Origin of the sequence: Nakamurella multipartita DSM 44233 (assembly GCF_000024365.1) — a bacterium.
Classification (GTDB): Bacteria; Actinomycetota; Actinomycetes; order Mycobacteriales; family Nakamurellaceae; genus Nakamurella; species Nakamurella multipartita.
Genome location: NC_013235.1, coordinates 180,809 through 199,429, shown reverse-complemented (window position 1 = coordinate 199,429; position 18,621 = coordinate 180,809). Strand labels below are relative to the sequence as shown.

The following is an 18,621-nucleotide window of genomic DNA, read 5'->3' as shown; positions in this document are numbered from 1 at the left end:
TCGATGGCGCGCGAGTCCGGGCTCAACCGGCAAATCCTGCGGCTGGCGGTTCCGGCGCTGGGTGCGCTGCTGGCCGAGCCGATCTTCCTGCTGGTCGACGCGGCGATCGTCGGTCACCTCGGAGTTGCTCAGCTGGCGGGCGTGGGCATCGCCTCGGTCATCCTGGGCACCCTCGTCGGATTGTCGGTGTTCCTGGCGTACGGCACGACCGCACAGGTTTCCCGGGCCCTGGGTGCGGGCCGTCCCGCCGATGCACTGACCTTCGGCATCGCCGGGCTGTACCTGGCCGTGATCATCGGGGTGGCCGTGCTGGCGGTCGGCTGGCCGTTGGCGCCGTGGCTGATCGACCTCTTCGGCGGCACGACGGCGGTGGCCGACTTCGGGATCGTCTTCCTGCGCTGGTCCCTGCTCGGCCTGCCGGCGATGCTCGCCGTGCTGGCCACCACCGGCGTGCTGCGCGGGCTGCAGGACACCCGCACCCCGCTGTATGTCGCCGGGGCCGGAGCCATGGTCAACATGGGGCTCAACGTGCTGCTGGTCTACGGAATCGGGCTGGGCGTGGCCGGTTCGGCCATCGGCACGGCATTGACCCAAACGGCAATGGCGGCCGTGCTGGTGGTCATCGTGGCCCGCGGCGCGCGGCGGCTCGGGGTCGCGTTGACACCGCACGCCGGGCACATCCGCGGCGCCGGACGGGCGGGCGTGCCGCTGTTCGTCCGCACCCTGACCCTGCGGGCGGCGATCATCGTCACCACCGCCGTGGCCGCCCGGCAGGGAGTCACCGTGCTGGCCGCGCAGCAGGTCGTCATGTCCATCTGGAACTTCCTGGCCCTGGGTCTGGACGCGCTGGCCATCGCCGCGCAGGCGCTGACCGGCAAGGCCCTCGGCGAGGGGGACCAGGCGGCCGCGCGCCGCTTCACCGGGGTGATGCTGCGGTGGGGCGTCGGGGCCGGTGTGGCCATCGGCATCGTGGTGCTGCTCATCCACACCTTCGCCGGGGCCGCGTTCTCCCCCGACCCCGAGGTGCGCACCGCCGTCGGCGCGGCGCTGATCGTGGTCGCCGTCTCGCAGCCGTTGTGCGGGTGGGTGTTCGTGCTGGACGGGGTACTGATCGGCGCCGGCGACGGCGTCTACCTGGCCTGGGCCGGCGTGCTCACGCTGGTCGTCTACCTGCCGGCGGCGTGGGCGGTCGCGATGTGGGCGCCCGGCGGCAGCGCCGGTCTGGTCTGGCTGTGGGTGGCGTTCTCGATCGTCTTCATGGGCGCCCGGGCGGTGACCCTGGGCTGGCGGTATCGCGGGGATCGTTGGCTGATCACCGGCGCCGTCCGGTGATCGGTAGTCTGCCCGGGTGCCTGCCCCCGCCGTTCTGATCCTCGGCGGCACCGGAGAAGCTCGCGACCTGGCTGCCCGATTGCTGGCGGCCGGCGTGCCCGCCGTGTCGTCGCTGGCCGGCCGGGTGCGGGACCCGGCGCTGCCGGCGGGTGAGGTGCGCATCGGCGGCTTCGGTGGCGCCGCCGGGTTGGCCGACTACCTGCACGCGCACCGCATCAGGGCCGTCGTCGACGCCACCCACCCTTTCGCCCAAGCGATCTCGGCCTCGGCCGCGGTCGCCTGCCGCCGGACCGAGGTCCCGTTACTGCGGTTGGCCCGCCCCGGGTGGACCGGCCACCCGCTCGCCCCGACCTGGCAGTGGGTGGACGACTACGCGCAGGCGGCCACCGCCGCCCGCGGCGACCGGGTGCTGCTGACCACCGGCCGCACCACCCTGCGCGCATTCGCCGACCTGGCGGCGCCGTTCGTGCTCGTCCGCCTGGTCGAGCCGGCGACCGGCCCGCTGCCGGCCGGATGGGCCGTGGTGACCTCGCGCGGCCCGTACACCGTGGCCGGCGAGCAGGCGCTGATGCGCGAGCACCGGATCGAAGTGGTCATCACCAAGGATTCGGGTGGGGCGATGACGCAGGCCAAACTTGTGGCCGCCGACCGGGTCGGGGCGCGGGTGGTCGTGGTCCGGCGGCCGGCCCCGCCCGCCGGGGTGGCGAACGTGAACGACGTGGCCAGGGCCGTGGACTGGGCCCGGCGCCGCATCGACCGGTGATTCCGGTCAGTCGGCCGGTCGCGGGCGCTCCAGCATGGCCGGCGGCAGCAGACCGAGCAGCGGAGTCGGTCCGCCCAGGAATTCGGTGACCGGACGCGGCACCGGCTCACCGTCGATCTCCAGGTCGACCCGCTCGTTCCAGAAGCAGACGTACCCGGCGACGCGCGCCGCGTCGGGCAGCGGTTCGTCGTAGATCCAGGCCAGGTCGGGCTGCTTGTCGTCAGGTTGGTCCGGGCGCACGCGCATGCTCACGTACCTGGCTTGGCCCTTGTAGGCGCAGGTCGTCCGGGTCGCGCTGTCCGCCAGCAGGCTCGCATCGACGTCCCGCGGCGGGATGTACCAGCGGGTCGGCAGCCCGCTCTCGAACAGCGCCCGGGCTCGGGTGGTGTCGGCGAGCACCCGTCCCTCGACGAGAACCCTTACCCGACGGGAGGTATCGAGCACCTCGATCCGGTGGTAGGGATCGCGGGCATGCCCCGGCATCGGCTCGTCCTCCTGCCACCACTGCGTCATGGCGGGCAGGTAGAAGGCGATCAGTCCGGCCAGGGCGTCCCACTCCGGCTGGTCGAACCGCCAACCGGCGTCCTGCACCACCCGGTCGCCCACGGAGAGCCGCAGCCCGGTCGCCTCCCCCTTGCCCGGACTGTGCGCACGGGTGCCGTTGGGCTCGAGCAGATCGGTACGGACATCATCGACCGGGAAGTACAGCACCGGCAGCTGCCCGTGCTCGTGCAGCAGCGACGCCGCGGTGCTGTCCACCACGATGACGTCACCGGACTGGCCGCGGATCCGCGGGCGGCAGGGCTCCAGGTAGAACAGGCCGGCGGAATCCGGCATCGGCTTGTTGAACCGCCCGGCCGGGCGGGGTCCGACCGGGCTGGTTCCGGTCGTCAGCGACATGATTCACGATAGGCCCGATCCGGATCAGCGGGCCCGGGGGCCGATCGAGAAGGCCCACCCGGCGGCGACCGCCAGCGCGCCGGCGCCCACGGCCGCGGACAGCCGAACGGCACGGGCGATGTCCGTGGTGCGGGGGGCGGGCCCGTCACCCAGGGTGCCGCGGTCCTCGACGGTGCCGCCGTAGACGTTCACCCCGCCCAGGGTCCGGCCCAACGCCCCGGCGAACGCGGCCTCCACCGGGCCCGCGTTCGGGCTGGGGTGGTGGCCGGCGTCCCGGCGGACCGCCCGCCGCGCGGCCCGTACCGAGCCGCCCACGGTCGGAGCCAGCCCGGCGGCCAGGGCGGCCGACAGCCGGGCGGGCACCAGGTTGGCGGCGTCGTCCAGCCGGGCGGCCGCCCAGCCGAACCGGGCGTATCGAGGTGAGCGGTGGCCGATCATCGCATCCAGGGTGTTCACCGCCCGGTACCCGAGCAGGCCGGGCACCCCGGCCATCGCCCCCCACAGCAGGGGCGCCACCACCGCGTCGGAGGTGTTCTCGGCGACCGACTCCACGCAGGCCCGGGCGATTCCGGCCTGGTCCAACGTCGCCGGGTCCCGGCCGACCAGGTGGGTGATCTGCCGGCGGGCGCCGGGCAGGTCCCCGGCCGCCAGGCGGGTGGCGACGGCGTTCGCCTCCCGACGCAGCGAGCGGCCGCCCAGCACGGCCCAGGTGGCGGCCGCCGTCAGCGCGACCCGGATGATCGGCGAGCGGTGGGCCACCCGCTCGGCGGCGATCCCCGCCGACACCGTGCCGATCACCAGCACCGCGGTATGACCGGCCCCGGCGGCCCGGGAATCGCGGTAGGTCCGCCGTTCCAGTGCGGCGGCCAGCCGGCCGAACCCGGCCACCGGGTGCCCCCGGCGCGGGTCCCCGAGCATCAGGTCGGCGCCGTATCCGAGGAGCAGGCCCAGCGCGCGGGCGCTCGTCGACTTCACCCGCCGACTATAGGAGGCCTCCCATGGCGGCTGGCCGAGCGCTACGGTCGGATCACCGACGGTCGACACTGGGAGCCCTCATGATCGAATCGAGCACCCGTTTCGTCGGTGGTTCCGTCCCGTCCACCGCCGCCCGGCTGCACGACCGGTCGGTGCGGCTGCTGGTCGGCACCGCGGTCGACTACGCCGGCGTCATCCGCGCGAAAAGTGTTCCAGTGGAGAGATTATCGGACTTCGTGACGGCCGGCATGGGGGCCTCGCCGTCCTGGTTGGCGTTCGGCGTCGACATGTCCATCGCGTTCACCGCCCGGTTCGGCGTGGTCGGCGACCTGCGCCTGCGGATCGACCCGGCCGCCACCACCGTCCTGGAGTCCGGGGTGGCCTGGGCGCCGGCGGACTTCTGCGAGCAGGACGGGACACCGTTCGTGGGCTGCCCGCGGGCGCGGCTGCGCGCGGTCGTCGACGCGCTGGGTGCCGCCGGCCTGGCCGCCCGGACCGGGACGGAACTGGAATTCGTGCTGACCCGACCCGACGGGGCCGCCCGGATCGGGCCGACCTGGCAGGGCTACGGCGCCCGGCCCCTGCTGGACATCGCCCCGCTGCTGACCGATCTGACCGACAGCTTCGACGGCGCCGGGATGCCGTTGGAACAGCTGCACGCCGAGTACGGCGCCGACCAGTTCGAGATCTCGCTGCCCCCGGCCGACCCGCTCACCACGGCCGATCGAACGGTCTTGGCCCGGCTGCTGATCGGGCGGGCGGCGGCCCGGCACGGCTGCGGAGTCTCGTTCTCGCCGGTGCCGTTCGCCGGCGGGGCGGGAAACGGTGCGCACCTGCATCTCTCCCTGACCGACGGCGAGGGACCGCTGCTGTCCGGCGGGGCCGGACCGCACGGGCTTCACCCCGCCGGCGGGGCCGCGATCGCCGGGCTGATCGACGGCCTGCCCGGCGTGCAGGCCGTGCTGGCCGGGTCGGCGGTGTCCTCGACCAGGCTGCGGCCCGGCAACTGGGCCGGCGCCTTTGCCTGCTGGGGTCTGGAGAATCGGGAGGCGGCGATCCGCCTGGTGGCCGCCACCCCCGGCAACCCGCATGGCGCCTCCGTCGAGGTGAAGGTCGTCGACGCCAGTGCCAACCCGTACCTGGCCGCGGCGGCCCTGCTGGGGTCGGCCCTGGACGGCATCGAGCGGCAGTTGGCCTTGCCGGACGAGGTGCCGGTCAATCCGGTCGAGCTGACCGCCGAGCGACGATCCGCGCTGGCCCTGGCCGCCGATCAGGCGGCCGCCCTGGCAGCCCTGGACCGCTCGTCGCTGGCCCGCCGGTTGCTCGGTGACGTCGTCGTCGACGGCACCCTGGCCGTGCGGCGGCACGAGCTGCAGGCCTACTCCGGGGCCGATCCCGACGTCGTCGCGGCCGCCTTCCGGCAGGCGTTCAGCGGGTGAGCGCCGCTTTCCTCGAAGGGCTTTCGGGCGTCGACGACGACGTAGCGGCCGCGCTGGCCGAGCCCCTGATCGACCATCACGTCCACGGCTGCTTCACCGGAGAGCTGGATCGGGCCGGGTTCGAGGAATCGCTGAACGAGGCTACGGCCGATCCGATTCCAGCGTTCATGACGCAGTTCGACAGCCAGCTCGGGTTTGCCGTGCGCCGCTGGTGTGCACCGCAGCTCGACCTACCGCCCGCGGTCGACGCCGACGAGTACTGGCATCGGCGCTCGACCATGACCCCAGAGCTGCTGGCCCGGGCCATGCTGCCCGCCGCCGGGGTGTCGACCTGGCTGGTGGACTCCGGCTTCTGGACCGATCGGCTGTGCCCGCCCCGGCAACTGGCGCACTGGGCGGGTGGGGTCGCCGGCGAGGTGCTGCGGCTGGAGTCGCTGGCCGAAACCCTGCTCGCAGAAGGAATTTCCGGACCGTCCTGGGCGCAGGAGTTCCGCGCTCGGCTGGCCGCCGCCGGCCCGGCCGTGGTCGCCGCGAAGACCGTCGCGGCGTACCGGTGCGGCCTGGACATCGACTGGTCGCGACCCTCCGATGCGGCGGTCGGCCGGGCCGCCGCGCCGTTGCCCGGTTCCCCGACGGTGCGGGTCGACGACCCCACGATCATCGCGTTCGGCGTGCACGCGGCCGCCGACGCCGGCCTGCCCGTGCAGATCCACGTCGGACTGGGCGACCGGGACCTGGACCTGCGGACCGCCGACCCGCTGCTCCTGGTGCCCTTGCTGCACGCAAGACGCACCGTCCCGATCGTCCTGCTGCACTGCTACCCCTATCACCGGGCGGCCGGGTACCTCGCCCAGGCGTTCGGCCACGTCTATCTCGATGTCGGTCTGGCCATCAACCATCTCGGTGTCCGCTCGGTCGAGTTGGTCGCCGAGTCACTGGAACTCGCCCCGTTCGCCAAGCAGCTCTACTCCTCCGACGCCTGCGGCCCGCCGGAACTGCACCTGTTGGGCGCCGTGCTGTGGCGCCGCGGGATGGCCCGGACACTTGGCCGGTGGGTGCGCGAGGGTGACTGGTCGGCGACCGACGCGGCCCGGGTGGCCCGGATGATCGGGGCCGACAACGCCCGCCGGGTCTACCGACTGCCGGCCGACGGGCCGTCGTGGGCGGCGTGACCGGTACGGTCGAGCGGTGACTTCGACCCGCCGCACCCTGGTCACCGGCGGCGTCCGATCGGGCAAGTCCCGCGTGGCCGAGAACCTGCTGGCCGATCGTCCGGCCGTCAGTTACCTGGCCCCCGGGCCGGTCCCCGATCGATCCGTCGACCCGGAGTGGGCCGACCGGATCGACGCCCACCGGGCGCAGCGTCCATCCCACTGGCGAACGGTCGAGACCACCGACCTGGCCCGGGCGCTCGGCCAGGAAAGGGCCGCGGTGCTGATCGACTGCCTGGGCACCTGGGTGACCGCGGTGGTCGACCAGCTCGGCACCTGGGATCGGCGGCTGGCCGAATGGCAACCCGACTTCGACCGGCAGCTCGACGATCTCGAGCGGGCCTGGCGGTCCCATCCCGGGCCGTTGGTCGCGGTGACCAACGAGGTCGGTTGGGGCGTGGTGCCCGAGCACCGGTCCGGCCGCACCTTCCGCGACCTGCTCGGGCGGGTCAACCAGCGGATCGCGGCGGCCAGCGACGACGTGCTGCTGGTCGTCGCCGGGCGGACGCTGCGGCTGTGACGGCCGAACCCAGCCGTAGGCTCGGCCGGGTGAGCGAGCCCGACGCCATCCCGGCGACGTTCAATCCCGGGTTCACCGATAGCGAGCGGTTACGGCTGTTCGCGTTCACGACGGCGGAGAAGAGCATTTCCTACCTGTGGGTGCTGCGGGCCATGGAGCGCAGCCGGGCCAACTACGTGGTGCTGCAGCACGCCGCCGAAGTGAGCGCGTCGTTGGCCTCGCTGGCCCAGGACCATCCGAGCGGCGCGGTCCCGGCGCTCGCCCCGGACGAGGTCAATCCCCTGCTCGACCAGCTGTACGGCTGGCAGGTCCTGGACCGCAGCTACGACGGGGCCCGAGCCGCCACGCTGGCCGAGTATCGCAACCGGCACTACGTCTACCAGTTCAATCAGGCCGGCTATCGCGCCTATCGAGCGGTGGAGGACGTGCTGGGCGCCCGGCTGGACGACGCCACCTTGTCCCGCCTGGTGCTGCCCGAGTTGCTCACCGACCTGCTCGACTTGGCCGCCGCCAATCGGGCCGGTGACGCCGACCTGGTCTATCGCAAGCTGAACCGGCTCGACTCGGTATTGGGCGAGATGGCCGAACGAGCCGCCCGGTTCTACCTGATGCTCTCGGATCTGTCCAAGAGCACGGACAGCAGCGCCGAGCTGTTCCTGACCCACAAGGACGCGCTCATCGCCCACCTGCGGGAGTTCTCCACCGAGCTGGCTCGCTTCGCGCCGCGGTTGACGGCCGCGGTGCAGGCGGTGCGGGACAGCGGGGTGGACCGGCTGGTCGAGCTGGCCGCCGAAGCCGATGAGCGGATCTTTCGCAGCCCGGCCGATCGACTCCAGGACTGGCGGCAGCGATGGGACGGGCTGGTGCACTGGTTCGTCGCCGTGCCCGGCGAAACGCACCGCAGCGAGGCCGACCGGTTGCAAGATGCCACGATCAGCGCGGTCGCCGCCGTCCTGGCCCTGCTCCGCCGGGTGACCGAGGCCCGGCTGGGCGGGGTCAACCGGGAGAGCCAGCTCCGCCACCTGGCCGCCTGGTTCGCGGCCACGACCGACCTGCCCTCCGCCCATGCGCTGTTCGTCGCCGCGTTCGACCTGAGCCGGCCACGCCACGTCAGCGTGGTCCACCCCGATCCCGAGCTGATTCCGACCCGCCGCACCTGGTGGGAGGCCGACCCGGTCGAGCTCTCTCGCACCCTGGTGGAATCGGGCAAGCAGGGCAGCCCAGGGCCACCGGCCCGGCTCGACCGCAACGAGGCCGGGCGCCGACGGTTGCGGGCAACTCAGCTGGCGGACCGGTCGGCCCGCACCGGGGCCGCGGGGTCTCTGACCAGCTCACCGCTGGCCGGCCGGATCCTCTCCGAACCCGAGACTGCACTGCTGTTCTCACTGCTCGACGTCGCCCTGGGTGCCAGGGTGCCAGTCTCCGGGCGGGTGCCGGCGACCGGTTCGACGCTCGGGGTCCGGCTCACGCTTGTCCCGCAGGAGCAGTCGACCGCGGTCGAGACCGTCCGCGGGGTGTTGCGGCTGGATCGAATGGCCCTGACGGTCAGCGCGTCCGGCCCTGATCGGGTCGGATCACGATGAACAGCCCGCTCGACCAGCCGAGCGGCGCCGCGGTCACATTGCTGGAACGCGCCGCCTACCAACGGGCCGCCCGGGTCCTGCTGACCTGGCCGTTGATCACGGCGAGCTACCCGAATGCGGAAGCGTTGCCGTTGGTTCGGCGATGGGCGGTGCCGCTGCGCACGGAACTGGCCGACCTGTTCGGCTACCGCCTGGAGCTGACGTCGACGACGGCCCGGCTTTCCCGAGTGCGGGACGCCTTCGATGCGAGCCAGCCGGCGCTGGCCGGCGCCCAGCTCGACCGACCGTTCGATCGGCGCCGATATGCCTATCTCTGCCTGGCGCTGGCCGTGCTGGGGCGCGCCGGTACCCAGATCGCACTATCGGAACTTGCCGAACGGGTCGCGGCCGAGGCTGAACGGATCGACGGCCTGGAGCTCTCGTTGGATCGGCACCCTGACCGGTCCGGGTTCGTCGATGCCGCCGGGTGGCTCGAAGCCCGTGGGGCGATCCGGCTGGCCGACGGCAGTGCTCGACGCTGGGTCGACGATCCCTCGGTCGGCGAGGCGTTGTACGACATCGACCGCGACGTGTTGCGCGCCCTGTATCGTCCCTCGCCCGTCCTACAGCACATCGGCACGGCGCGCGCATTGCTGCACCGGCCGCAGGGGGTCAGCCGGGACACCCGCCGCCGAGAATCGGCCCAGCGCGTCCGGCGCGCGCTGGTCGAGCAACCGGTGGTCTACTACGCCGATCTCGACGCGGCCGATCGAGGCATGTTGCGCGCCCCCGGACCGACCGCCGAAGTAGCCGAAATGACCGGCCTTTCCATCGAACGACGCAGCGAGGGCGTTGCCCTGTTGGACGTCTCAGGCATGTTCTCGGACCGCCGGTTCCCTGGTTCGGGCACCCGAGCGCAGATGGCGCTGTTACTGGCCAACCGAATCGCCGACCGCGTCGTGGATCCGGACCAGGCCCCGCTGACCGAGCTGACCGCCGATACGGCCCGGAGCGAGCGATGGGTGAACTCCCTTGATGCGGCGTTGCCCCGGGCCAACCTGGTCGCCCAGCTCGCCGAGGACGGCGACGACCGGGAGCCAGACGGTGTCGAGAGCGATGACAACGACGACGAGAACGACCACGCGGCCCCGACGGCCTACCCCTTCCTGGAGGACGGCTGGCTGCGCGCGGCCGTGGGCGACCTGATCGGCACCTACGGCACGGCGCTGTCGGCCGCATTTGTGGCCGATCCGGATCGCCTGCTGCAAACGGCGCTGGAGCTGCTGGCCGAGTTGGAGATGGTGATCCGGGTGCCGGGCGGGGTGCTGGCCCGGCCGTTGTTGGCCCGCTACCGCAATGCCGTGGTCACGGTGCGGCCCACCGACCGCCCGGCCGGGCTGTTCGACCTGGAGGACTGACGGGGCCGGGCCTGTTACCGTCATCGGGCGTGACGGACTCCGGCGCCACCGAGCCCAGGACGGACCGATTCCGGCCCACCCGGTGCGGTGTGGTGAATCTGTGGGACTACCGCGACGACGAGTTCGTCTTCGCCGACGGCCGGCTGGTGCTGCGCGGACCGAACGGATCGGGCAAGACCAAGGCCCTTGAGGTGCTGTTCCCGTTCGTTCTGGATGGCCGAATCGAACCGCGCCGACTCAACCCGTTCGCCGGTGACGAGCGCACCATGAAGGCCAACCTGCTCTACCGCGGCCAGGAAGCGGCCTACGGGTACGTCTGGATGGAGTTCCGCCGAGCGGGGAATCCGGCCGGAGAAGTGGTGACCATCGGCGCCGGACTGCGGGCGCAGCGTCACCACGAACGGGTCTCCCGCTGGTACTTCGTGGTCGACGGCCAGGTCGGCGTCGACTTCTCTTTGATCGGCGAGGACGATCGGCCGCTGACGAAACGGCAGCTCGAGGCCGAGGTGGACCACCTCCCGGCCACGATGGCCGAACGCCCGCTCGCTCATCGGACCGCGGTCGACGCCCGGCTGTTCGGCCTGGGCATCGGCCGGTACGAGCAGATGCTGACCCTGCTGCTCACGCTGCGCCGCCCCCAACTGGCCAAGAATCTGGACCCCAAAGGCCTGTCCCGGGCGTTGGCGGACGGTCTGCGCCCGCTGGATGAACACCTGGTCGATGAGGCCGCCCATTCCTTCAGCGACATGGAGAACGTCCAACGCACCCTGTCCGGGCTGGTCCAGGCCGACGCCGCCGCGGCGGCTTTTCTGGTGGGGTACACCACCTACCTGCGCACGCACGCGCGCGCCGAGGCGGACCGGCTGACGGTACGGCTCGAGGCGATCGACGCCGCTCGGGTCAGCCTGACCGCGGCGCTCGCCGCCCGAGACCGGGCCGCCGCCGCCCGCGACGCCGCGCAGCAGCACCTCTCTGCGACCCGGGATCGGCTGCAAGAAGCAACGTCCCGGCTGGACTCGCTCAAGGCTTCATCGGCCTACCGCGACCGCGAGCAGCTCAACCGGCTCGCGGACGCCACGGCCGACCTGGGCCGGGCGGCCAACCGGGACGCCCAGGCCCGCGATCAGGCCGAGGCCGACTCGGCGCAGCGAGAACGGACCCGAGCCGGCACGGCAGCCGCCTACGAAGACGCGCTATCCGCAGTCAGCCGGCGAGCCGCGGAGCTGTCCGAGGCCGCCCGGGACGCCGGCATCGACTGGGACACCAACGACCAGGTCGATGACGAGCACCTGGACCAGCGGGTGGCCGCGCGCATCACGGCCCGAGAGGACGACGTCGCGGCCGTCCGGGTCGCGATGGCCGGCGTGGCCGAAGCGGCTCGCGAACGCGACCTGGCCCAACGCCGCCTTGACCGGGCCCAGGAGCGGCTGGAGGCCGTCGAATCCGCCCTGATGGCGGCCCAGGCCGCCGTCGTCGCCGAGCGGGATCGGGTCCAGCTGGTGCTGGCGGACTGGATCAGCTCGCGAGGACCGCTACTGGACAGCCTGGCAGGCGCGCCCAGGCTGGCCGACACGGTGCACGCCGCCCTGGTCGACTCGGTGGACAGGGCCGGGGAGTCCGGCAGCACACCGCTGTCCGCCGTCCTGGATGCGCAGATCGCCGACGCCCGGCAGACACGCCGGGATGAGGTCAGGCGGCTCGGCGACACCTTGAACCTCCTGGGCGATCAGCTCGCCGCGATCCGGGCCGATCGGACCCGGGTCGCCGAAGAACAGGACCAGGCACCCCCGGCCTTCGCGGCCCGCACCGGGCGAAGGGACGGTCGGGTCGGCGCCCCGTTGTGGGCGTTGATCGATTTCGCCCCGGGGATCGATGACGACACTGCGGCCGCGGTCGAGGCCGCGTTGGAGGCCGCCAACCTGCTCGATGCCTGGATCGGTCCGGATGGGTCGGCCGATCCCGGCGAGTCCGACGCGGTGCTGCTGCCGCTGCCGGCCGAGCAACGCCCTCGCGTCTCCCCGCTCGGCACCCTGTTGGTTGCCGAAACCGATGGCGCACTAGGGATCTCGACCATCGAGGCGGTGCTCGCCTCGATCGCGGTCGGCGAGCCCTCCGGATCGGGACCAGGAGCGGCACCGACCATCGATCGGCTGGGACGATTCCGACAGGGGCTCCAGCTGGGCGCGCACCGCAAGGCCCACGCCGAGTACATCGGTGCAACGGCCCGGTCTCGACGCCGGGCCCAGCGATTGGCCGCCCTGGATCGGCAGATCGCCGACGTCCTCGCTCAGGTCGACGCCACCGGGGCGGCGATCGGAGCGCTGCAGGCGATGCTCGACGCGGTCGACCAGGCGCGCTCCGCCCTCCCGACGACCGGACCGCTCACCACAGCCATCCGGCGGGTCGAGCGGGAATCGGCCGCGGCCCGGGCGGTCCACGGCGAGGTGGACAACGCCCGAAGCGATCTCGATCAGGCCATCGCCGCCCATCACCACCGGCACCATGCCCTGCTCGGGCTGGCCGCCGCTCGATCGATGCCGGCCGAACCCGACCTGGTCGACGGCATCGCCGCCGCGGTCGCCCTTTTCGGACGGGCGGGGGCGGAGCTGGGCGGGGCCCGAACCACCGCCACCGAGCGCCGCCGGGCGCGGGACACCGCGGTCGAAGAGCTGATCCGGGCGCGGGATCGGCTGGCCGAGGCCGCCGAACAGGCTGAGCTCTCCCGCACCGGTCATCGGGCTCGAGAGGAGGAGCTCAGAACCCTGCGGGCCGCGGTCGGCGTCGCCGTCGACGAACTCGACGGGCAGATCGATCGGGCCACCGCCGAGCACCGCGATGCCCGGACCGCGGAACGCGTCGCCGAGCAGGCCCACGGCGACGCCCGGGACGCCGCCGGCGAGCGGCGCGGCGCCGCCCAAGGCGCCGTCGATTCGCTGGCCAACGCCGTCGTCGAGGCCCAACGGGACTGCCTGCGGCTGCGGCCCTACTGCCGGCCCGACGTCGCCGACGTCCTGCGGTTGAGCACCACGCCCGCCTGGCCGACCGCTCGCGAGCAATGGCCCGATCCAACCGCGTTGGTCGCCACCGCCACCGACGCGCTCCCGGCCGACGCCGATCACATCATCGACGCCCTGCCTGCCGCGGTGACGACCCTGCTCCGGGAGGTCTTGGCGGCCACCGGAGACCTGCGCCCCAACGAGAGTTCGCTCAAGTCCAGCCGTACCCGGGTGGCGGCGTCGCTGACCCTGCTCCAGGACCAGCTCGCGAGCGCCGGTCATGATTTCCGGCCCGACTGGGAGCCGGTCGAGGACGTCATCGTGGTCAAGGTCTCCGACGAGCAGGGATACACCTCGATCGGTGACTTCGCGCGCCGGATCGCCGCCGCCCGGCGAGAGCAGGAGGCCCTGCTCAGCGAGTCCGAGCAACGGATCCTGGAGGACGCCCTGCTGGGCCGGCTGGCCCAACAGATACACGAGAGGACCACCGAGGCACGCGATCTGGTCGCCGAGATGAACCGCGAGATGCGCGGCCGGCGGATGTCCTCCGGTGCCACCGTCGGCATCTCCTGGGCGCAGGCGGACAATTTGGACCCGGCCCAGCGAGAAGTGGCCCGCCTCCTGGAACGTGAGGCCAGCGCGCTGTCCGTGGACGAACTGGCGATCATGCGAGCCCACTTCGCCGGACGCATCAAAGATCTGCGAGCCCAGCGCGAGGATCGGCCTTATCCCGACATCCTGGCCGAGGCGCTGGACTACCGCGGATGGCGCACCTTCGTGCTCACTCTGGTCGGGCCGGACGGTCAGGAGGACCGGCTCACCCAGGCCCGGCACAGCACGCTGTCCGGAGGCGAGCAGTCGGTGTCGCTGCACCTGCCGTTGTTCGCTGCGGCCCACGTCATGTTGTCGTCGGCCGAGCCGCACTGCCCGCGGCTGCTGGCCCTGGACGAGGCGTTCGCCGGCATCGACGACGCCGGACGCAGCGAGTTGCTCGGTCTGACCACCCAGTTCGACCTGGACCTGTTCATGACCGGGTACGACCTGTGGGCGACCTACCCGACGGTGCCCGGCTGCGCACACCACGATCTGGCTCACTCCGCACTTGAACATGCCGTGAGCTCACTGCTGCTGGTCTGGGATGGTTCGGAGATCCTCTCTGATGCCGGGATCACCGAAGCCGGTGATGATCTCGCCGCCGCGCTGGGGTCACCAGGTTCCCGACGTCGGCCTTCGGACGGGTCCGGACTTCTCGGCCCGGACTGACCCGCCGGATGAGCGCACCCTCGCCCGAACCCGTCGTGGCGCTGCGGGAGCCGCCCTGGCCGCGGATCCTGCGGCTGGCCCGGGCCCGTCTGGAGCGAACTGGAGGCGCGCTGACCGGGTCGCTGACGGTCAAGGACCCGACCGAGGCCGAGCGCAAGCTGGTCATCGGACTCACCGGTTCGCATCGGCCGCCCGGGGTCAGATCCGTTCGCCTGCCCCTGGCTGCCCTGGACGCCGCCCTGCATCGCGCGTTCGCGCTCTCCCTGACCGATGCGGTCATCGCCGTCGACGGCCCCTTGCGAGACCGGCCGGCCGAACGGGACCAGGATGCGGCCGCCCGGCAAACCGCCGTCCGGCAGGCCAGGGAACGGGCCGGTCGGCTCCTCGACCAGCCCTGGTTCGAACCCTGGTTGGACGACCTCATTGCCGACGGCACCGTCACCCGGCTGGTCCACCGGGGCGACGCGGGACATCTGGCGCAGGCCGTCGACGTGCTCGCGCTGCTGCCCGCAACGGGCGTCGCCCTCCCAGTTCTGGCCGAACGGGCGACCGGCCACACCAAGGCGCTCTCCGGCAGTCCGGTCGCCGGGCTGGTGCTGCGCGCGCTGGCGCGGGCCCACGGGGTCGACGCACCGACGACGGCGGCCCAACGACGGGCCCGGTGGCAGGCGGCGGGCGTGATCGTCGACGACCTGGCCAGCCAGGTGCTGGTCCTGGGCGTCCGTCCGCTGGAACACCATGCGGTGGCGTCCTGGCTGCACGGGGCGGCGGAGCTGGGCATCCCGTTCCGGCTCACCCTGCACCAGCTGACCGCCGCGCCGGTGACGCTGACCGCGCCACGGGTGTTCGTCTGCGAGAACCCGGCCGTGCTCCGAGCGGCCGTCGGCGAGTGGAGCCCGGCCCACCCACCGCTGATCTGCAGTGAAGGCGTACCGTCCGCCGCCTGCCACCGCCTGGTCGCCGGAGCCACCGGCGTCGTCCACTGGCGCGGCGACTTCGATTGGACGGGGCTGCGGACGACCGCTGAAGCAATCACCCGGTACCGGGCCCGCCCGTGGCGGATGTCGAGCGACGACTACCAACGGGGCTTGGCTGCCACCGGTTTACCGACCGAGCCGCTCCGCGGGGCGCCGGCCGCATCGCCCTGGGACCCCGCGCTGGAGTCGCTGATGGCGACCACCGGACGGGCGGTCATGGAGGAGCGGATGGTCGACATCCTGCTCGCCGATCTCGCCGAATGCGGCCGAGAAAAGCCGCTCAGCGGCTGAGCACGACCAGCAGCGCCAGCAGGGCGATCTCGATCGTCGCCCCCATGACGTCGCCGGTGATCCCGCCGAACCGGCGCACGCAGCGCGTCAGCAGCCCGGCCACCGCCAACCCGGCCACCAGCACAGCCAGCGGACCCCACCACCAGGCCGACCCGGCGATCGGCACGACCGCGGCGGCGATCCCGGCGGTCACGAGCAGGCCGGCCACCGTACCGGCGCGGGGCACCACCCCGGCGACCATCGCGCCCAGCCCGTCGGGCCGGGCCGGCGGCACCCCGCGGGCGCAGGCCAGCAGCAGCGCCGACCGGGACAGGCAGACCAGCACCCCGACCAGCACGAAACCGCCCGGCCGGGCAAGCATCGCGGCGGTCGCCGCGATCTGGGCCACCAGCACGACGACCAGGGTGGTGACCCCCATCGGCCCGACGTTGCCGCGCCTCATGATTTCCAGCGCCCGGGTCCGGTCGTAGCCCGAGCCCAGGCCGTCGGCGGTGTCGGCCAGCCCGTCCAGATGCAGGCCGCGGGAACCCAGCGCGACCGCCCCGATGGTCAAAGCAGCGACGACCAGTGGCCCCAGGCCAGCCAGCGCCCCGAGCCCGCCGACCGCCGCGGCCAGCCCACCCAACGGGAGCACCGCGACCGGGGCCAGCACCATCGCCACCCGCGCGGTCGGGCGATCGACCCGGCCGGGCGGGCGTACCCGCACCGCGGTCAGGGTGCCGACGGCCAATCGCAGCCCGTCGGCCGTCGGATTCACCCCACCACGTCCGCGAGCTGGGCCATCTCGCGCAGAATCAGCACCGCCGATCGGACCAGCGGGACCGCGGCCACCGCGCCGCTGCCCTCACCCAGGCGCATGCCCAGATCGAGCAGGGGCTCCAGGCCCAACTTGGCCAGCGCGGCGGACTGAGCCGGTTCGGTGGACCGGTGCCCGGCGGCGAACCACCGCGCCGCCCCGGGCGCCAGCAGGTCGGCGACCATGGCCGCGGCCACCGACACCACCCCGTCGAGCAGGACCGGCACGCCCAGGTCGGCCGACCGGGCCATGAAACCGGCCGAGGCGGCGATGTCGGCGCTACCCAGCCCGGCCAGCAGATCGACGGGATCCAGCGGGGCAGCCCGTCGATCACCCATCCGGGACAGGGCCTGCGCGATGAGGTCTCGCTTGTGCGCCAGGGCGGCGCCGTCGATGCCGGTGCCCCGGCCGGTCACGTCCTCGGCCGGCAATCCGAGCATCGCGGCGATCAACGCCGCGGACGGCGTGGTGTTGCCGATGCCCATGTCACCGGAGATGAGCAGCTGCGCCCCGCTTCCACACTCCTGCTCGGCCACCGCCCGCCCGGCACCGACGGCCGCCCGGACCTGCGCCACGGTCAGCGCGTCGGACAGATGGATCGGCTCCGAGGATCGACGGATCTTGTGGGCGCCGACGTCGGCCGGCAGGCCGACCAGGTCGTCGTCGACGGCGATGTCCAGCACCCGCAACCGAACCCCGTGCTGCCGGGCCAGGACGGCCACGCCGGCGCGGCCGGTGTGGAACAGCCGCACCATGGCCGCGGTCACCGCGCTCGGGTAGGCCGACACCCCGTGCGCGGCGACACCGTGATCACCGGCGAACACCACGACCCGGATGTCGCGCAACGGCTCCGGGGGGCAGCAGCCCTGACAGGCGGCCAACCAGATCCCCACGTCCTCCAGCCGACCCAACGCCCCGACCGGCTTGGCCAGGGAGTCGACCCAGTGCCGGGCCTGAGCGGCGACCTCGGCCGACGGCGGGACGACCGGGCTCACGCCGCGGCGCCGGTCAGGGGGCGGGCCGCCTGCGCGGTCCGGTCCGTGACCACGCCGATCATGCTGGCCAGGGCGATGCCGAGCACGGCCCAGAGGGTGAATTGGACGGCCAGCGACGACATCCGGAACTGCCACAGCAGATCGGCCGGGAAACCGGCCGGTACTTCGTCGACCGTCGGCAACAACCAGGCGGTCGCCAGCACGATCGCCAACGCGCCACCGCCGGCGGCCAACCCGGCGTGCCAACTGCCCAGGCGCGGCGCCAGCCGGCGGGCCAGCACGATAGCCGCCACGGCGACGACCACGGACACGGCGAGCATCCCGAAGTACCACGCGGTCCGCGGGCCGATGGTGTCCGGGTTGCCGACGGCCGGTGGGTTGGGCGGGTACTTCAGGAACGGCACCAGGTAGATCGCCACGAATCCGGTGGCCGCGACGACCACGCAACTGGCCCGGGGGCCGAGCCGCCCGAGCCGGCCACAGGCGAAAGCGGCAGCCAGACCGGCGATCCCGCCCAGGGCCACCCCGAACAGGATCGTCGCGGTGGCCAGTCCCCAGGTGGACTGGGTCGAGCGGGAGACCTCGGCCTCGTCGCCGTGCGAGTGACCCTCGCCCTGCGTCATGCCGGCCATGTCGTGGCTGTCGGCGGCCGGGCTCCCGGCTTCCTCGATGGCGATGGCGGCATCGACCGGCGGTTCCCCGATGACGTAGGCCACGCCGAACGTGACGATGCCGGCGATGAGGCCGGCCAGCAATCCGCGGACCAGGAAAGTCCGTGCAGTCAGCATTGTTTCGCCCGGGTCAGTGACAGGGGAAGCCGAGCAGGTGACGCCCGTCGTGTACCCATTCGTGGATGCCGGTCCCGGCGAACACCGCGAAGGCGCCCTGCTCGGACGACACGAAGTACAGCGCGATCAGGGCGAGCAACCCGACGAACATCGCCCACGGCAGGATCTGCCGGACGGGAATGACGGGAATCGCCAACGTGGGCACCGGAATCGATGCAGCAGCGGCCTGGGACATGAGACCTCCTCGGGGGTTGATGCGCCCCCACTCGACGGAGCCGGACGGCATCGGGGTCTGACTCGACCCTTTCGGGTCTCACAGTGGCGCGACCGCGCCGGACTTGCACCGGCTTCCCGAAACCGCTGGAACCCGATGACCGTAGCTGCCCGGTGATCTT

Annotated in this window: 15 protein-coding genes and 1 riboswitch; of the genes, 9 read left to right on the top strand and 6 right to left on the bottom strand. The window is 72.8% G+C overall.

All coding sequences use genetic code 11. The features are described 5' to 3' along the window. Positions 1 to 3 precede the first annotated feature (3 nt). Both NAMU_RS00870 and NAMU_RS00865 read left to right on the top strand, forming a co-directional pair. Positions 4 to 1,332 carry an MATE family efflux transporter gene (locus tag NAMU_RS00870; protein ID WP_012814085.1) on the top strand — a complete coding sequence of 443 codons (1,329 nt, stop codon included), beginning with the start codon at positions 4 to 6 and terminating at the stop codon, positions 1,330 to 1,332. 16 nt (positions 1,333 to 1,348) lie between these two features. After that, positions 1,349 to 2,095 carry a cobalt-precorrin-6A reductase gene (locus tag NAMU_RS00865; protein ID WP_012814084.1) on the top strand — a complete coding sequence of 249 codons (747 nt, stop codon included), beginning with the start codon at positions 1,349 to 1,351 and terminating at the stop codon, positions 2,093 to 2,095. Positions 2,096 to 2,101: 6 nt separating this feature from the next. On the opposite strand, the gene NAMU_RS00860 is transcribed toward NAMU_RS00865, so the two are convergent. Together NAMU_RS00860 and NAMU_RS00855 are read right to left on the bottom strand one after the other, a co-directional pair. Beyond that, a complete protein-coding gene (locus NAMU_RS00860; RefSeq protein ID WP_012814083.1) occupies positions 2,102 to 2,995 on the bottom strand; it encodes a DUF427 domain-containing protein in 894 nt (297 codons plus the stop codon). Positions 2,996 to 3,019: 24 nt separating this feature from the next. Further along, complete coding sequence (locus tag NAMU_RS00855; protein ID WP_012814082.1) at positions 3,020 to 3,970, bottom strand: cobalamin biosynthesis protein; 951 nt, start codon at positions 3,968 to 3,970, stop codon at positions 3,020 to 3,022. 80 nt (positions 3,971 to 4,050) lie between these two features. On the opposite strand from NAMU_RS00855, the gene NAMU_RS00850 reads away from it, so the two are divergent. From NAMU_RS00850 to NAMU_RS00820, 7 genes are read left to right on the top strand one after another with little or no spacing between them, the layout of a single operon-like run. Then, a complete protein-coding gene (locus NAMU_RS00850) occupies positions 4,051 to 5,409 on the top strand; it encodes a type I glutamate--ammonia ligase (RefSeq protein ID WP_012814081.1) in 1,359 nt (452 codons plus the stop codon). Then, positions 5,406 to 6,581, top strand: a complete 1,176-nt coding sequence (locus tag NAMU_RS00845; protein WP_012814080.1) for an amidohydrolase family protein — start codon at positions 5,406 to 5,408, stop codon at positions 6,579 to 6,581. Before NAMU_RS00850 ends, NAMU_RS00845 begins: the two co-directional genes overlap by 4 nt. A gap of 16 nt (positions 6,582 to 6,597) precedes the next feature. Continuing rightward, the gene (cobU, locus tag NAMU_RS00840; RefSeq protein ID WP_012814079.1) at positions 6,598 to 7,140 is read left to right on the top strand and encodes a bifunctional adenosylcobinamide kinase/adenosylcobinamide-phosphate guanylyltransferase; all 543 of its coding nucleotides are present in this window, start codon (positions 6,598 to 6,600) and stop codon (positions 7,138 to 7,140) included. A gap of 29 nt (positions 7,141 to 7,169) precedes the next feature. Beyond that, on the top strand, positions 7,170 to 8,723 hold the full coding sequence (locus tag NAMU_RS00835; RefSeq protein WP_012814078.1) for a TIGR02677 family protein: 1,554 nt from the start codon (positions 7,170 to 7,172) through the stop codon (positions 8,721 to 8,723). Continuing rightward, on the top strand, positions 8,720 to 10,120 hold the full coding sequence (locus NAMU_RS00830; protein WP_012814077.1) for a TIGR02678 family protein: 1,401 nt from the start codon (positions 8,720 to 8,722) through the stop codon (positions 10,118 to 10,120). The genes NAMU_RS00835 and NAMU_RS00830 overlap by 4 nt, the downstream gene beginning before the upstream one ends. Positions 10,121 to 10,149: 29 nt before the next feature. Beyond that, the gene (locus NAMU_RS00825; RefSeq protein WP_012814076.1) at positions 10,150 to 14,379 is read left to right on the top strand and encodes a TIGR02680 family protein; all 4,230 of its coding nucleotides are present in this window, start codon (positions 10,150 to 10,152) and stop codon (positions 14,377 to 14,379) included. Positions 14,380 to 14,387: 8 nt separating this feature from the next. Further along, positions 14,388 to 15,647, top strand: a complete 1,260-nt coding sequence (locus NAMU_RS00820) for a TIGR02679 family protein (RefSeq protein ID WP_012814075.1) — start codon at positions 14,388 to 14,390, stop codon at positions 15,645 to 15,647. Here NAMU_RS00820 and NAMU_RS00815 read toward each other — a convergent pair. The 4 genes from NAMU_RS00815 to NAMU_RS00800 are packed head-to-tail and all read right to left on the bottom strand — an operon-like array spanning position 15,637 to position 18,461. After that, on the bottom strand, positions 15,637 to 16,404 hold the full coding sequence (locus NAMU_RS00815; RefSeq protein ID WP_012814074.1) for an adenosylcobinamide-GDP ribazoletransferase: 768 nt from the start codon (positions 16,402 to 16,404) through the stop codon (positions 15,637 to 15,639). The two genes, NAMU_RS00820 and NAMU_RS00815, sit on opposite strands and share 11 nt — an antisense overlap. Then, complete coding sequence (gene cobT / locus NAMU_RS00810; protein WP_012814073.1) at positions 16,401 to 17,438, bottom strand: nicotinate-nucleotide--dimethylbenzimidazole phosphoribosyltransferase; 1,038 nt, start codon at positions 17,436 to 17,438, stop codon at positions 16,401 to 16,403. Before cobT ends, NAMU_RS00815 begins: the two co-directional genes overlap by 4 nt. Beyond that, positions 17,435 to 18,226, bottom strand: a complete 792-nt coding sequence (locus NAMU_RS00805; protein WP_012814072.1) for a CbtA family protein — start codon at positions 18,224 to 18,226, stop codon at positions 17,435 to 17,437. The genes cobT and NAMU_RS00805 overlap by 4 nt, the downstream gene beginning before the upstream one ends. 13 nt (positions 18,227 to 18,239) lie before the next feature. Next, a complete protein-coding gene (locus NAMU_RS00800; protein ID WP_012814071.1) occupies positions 18,240 to 18,461 on the bottom strand; it encodes a CbtB domain-containing protein in 222 nt (73 codons plus the stop codon). A 29-nt stretch (positions 18,462 to 18,490) separates the two neighbouring features. After that, positions 18,491 to 18,620: riboswitch (cobalamin riboswitch) on the bottom strand. Position 18,621 lies beyond the last annotated feature (1 nt).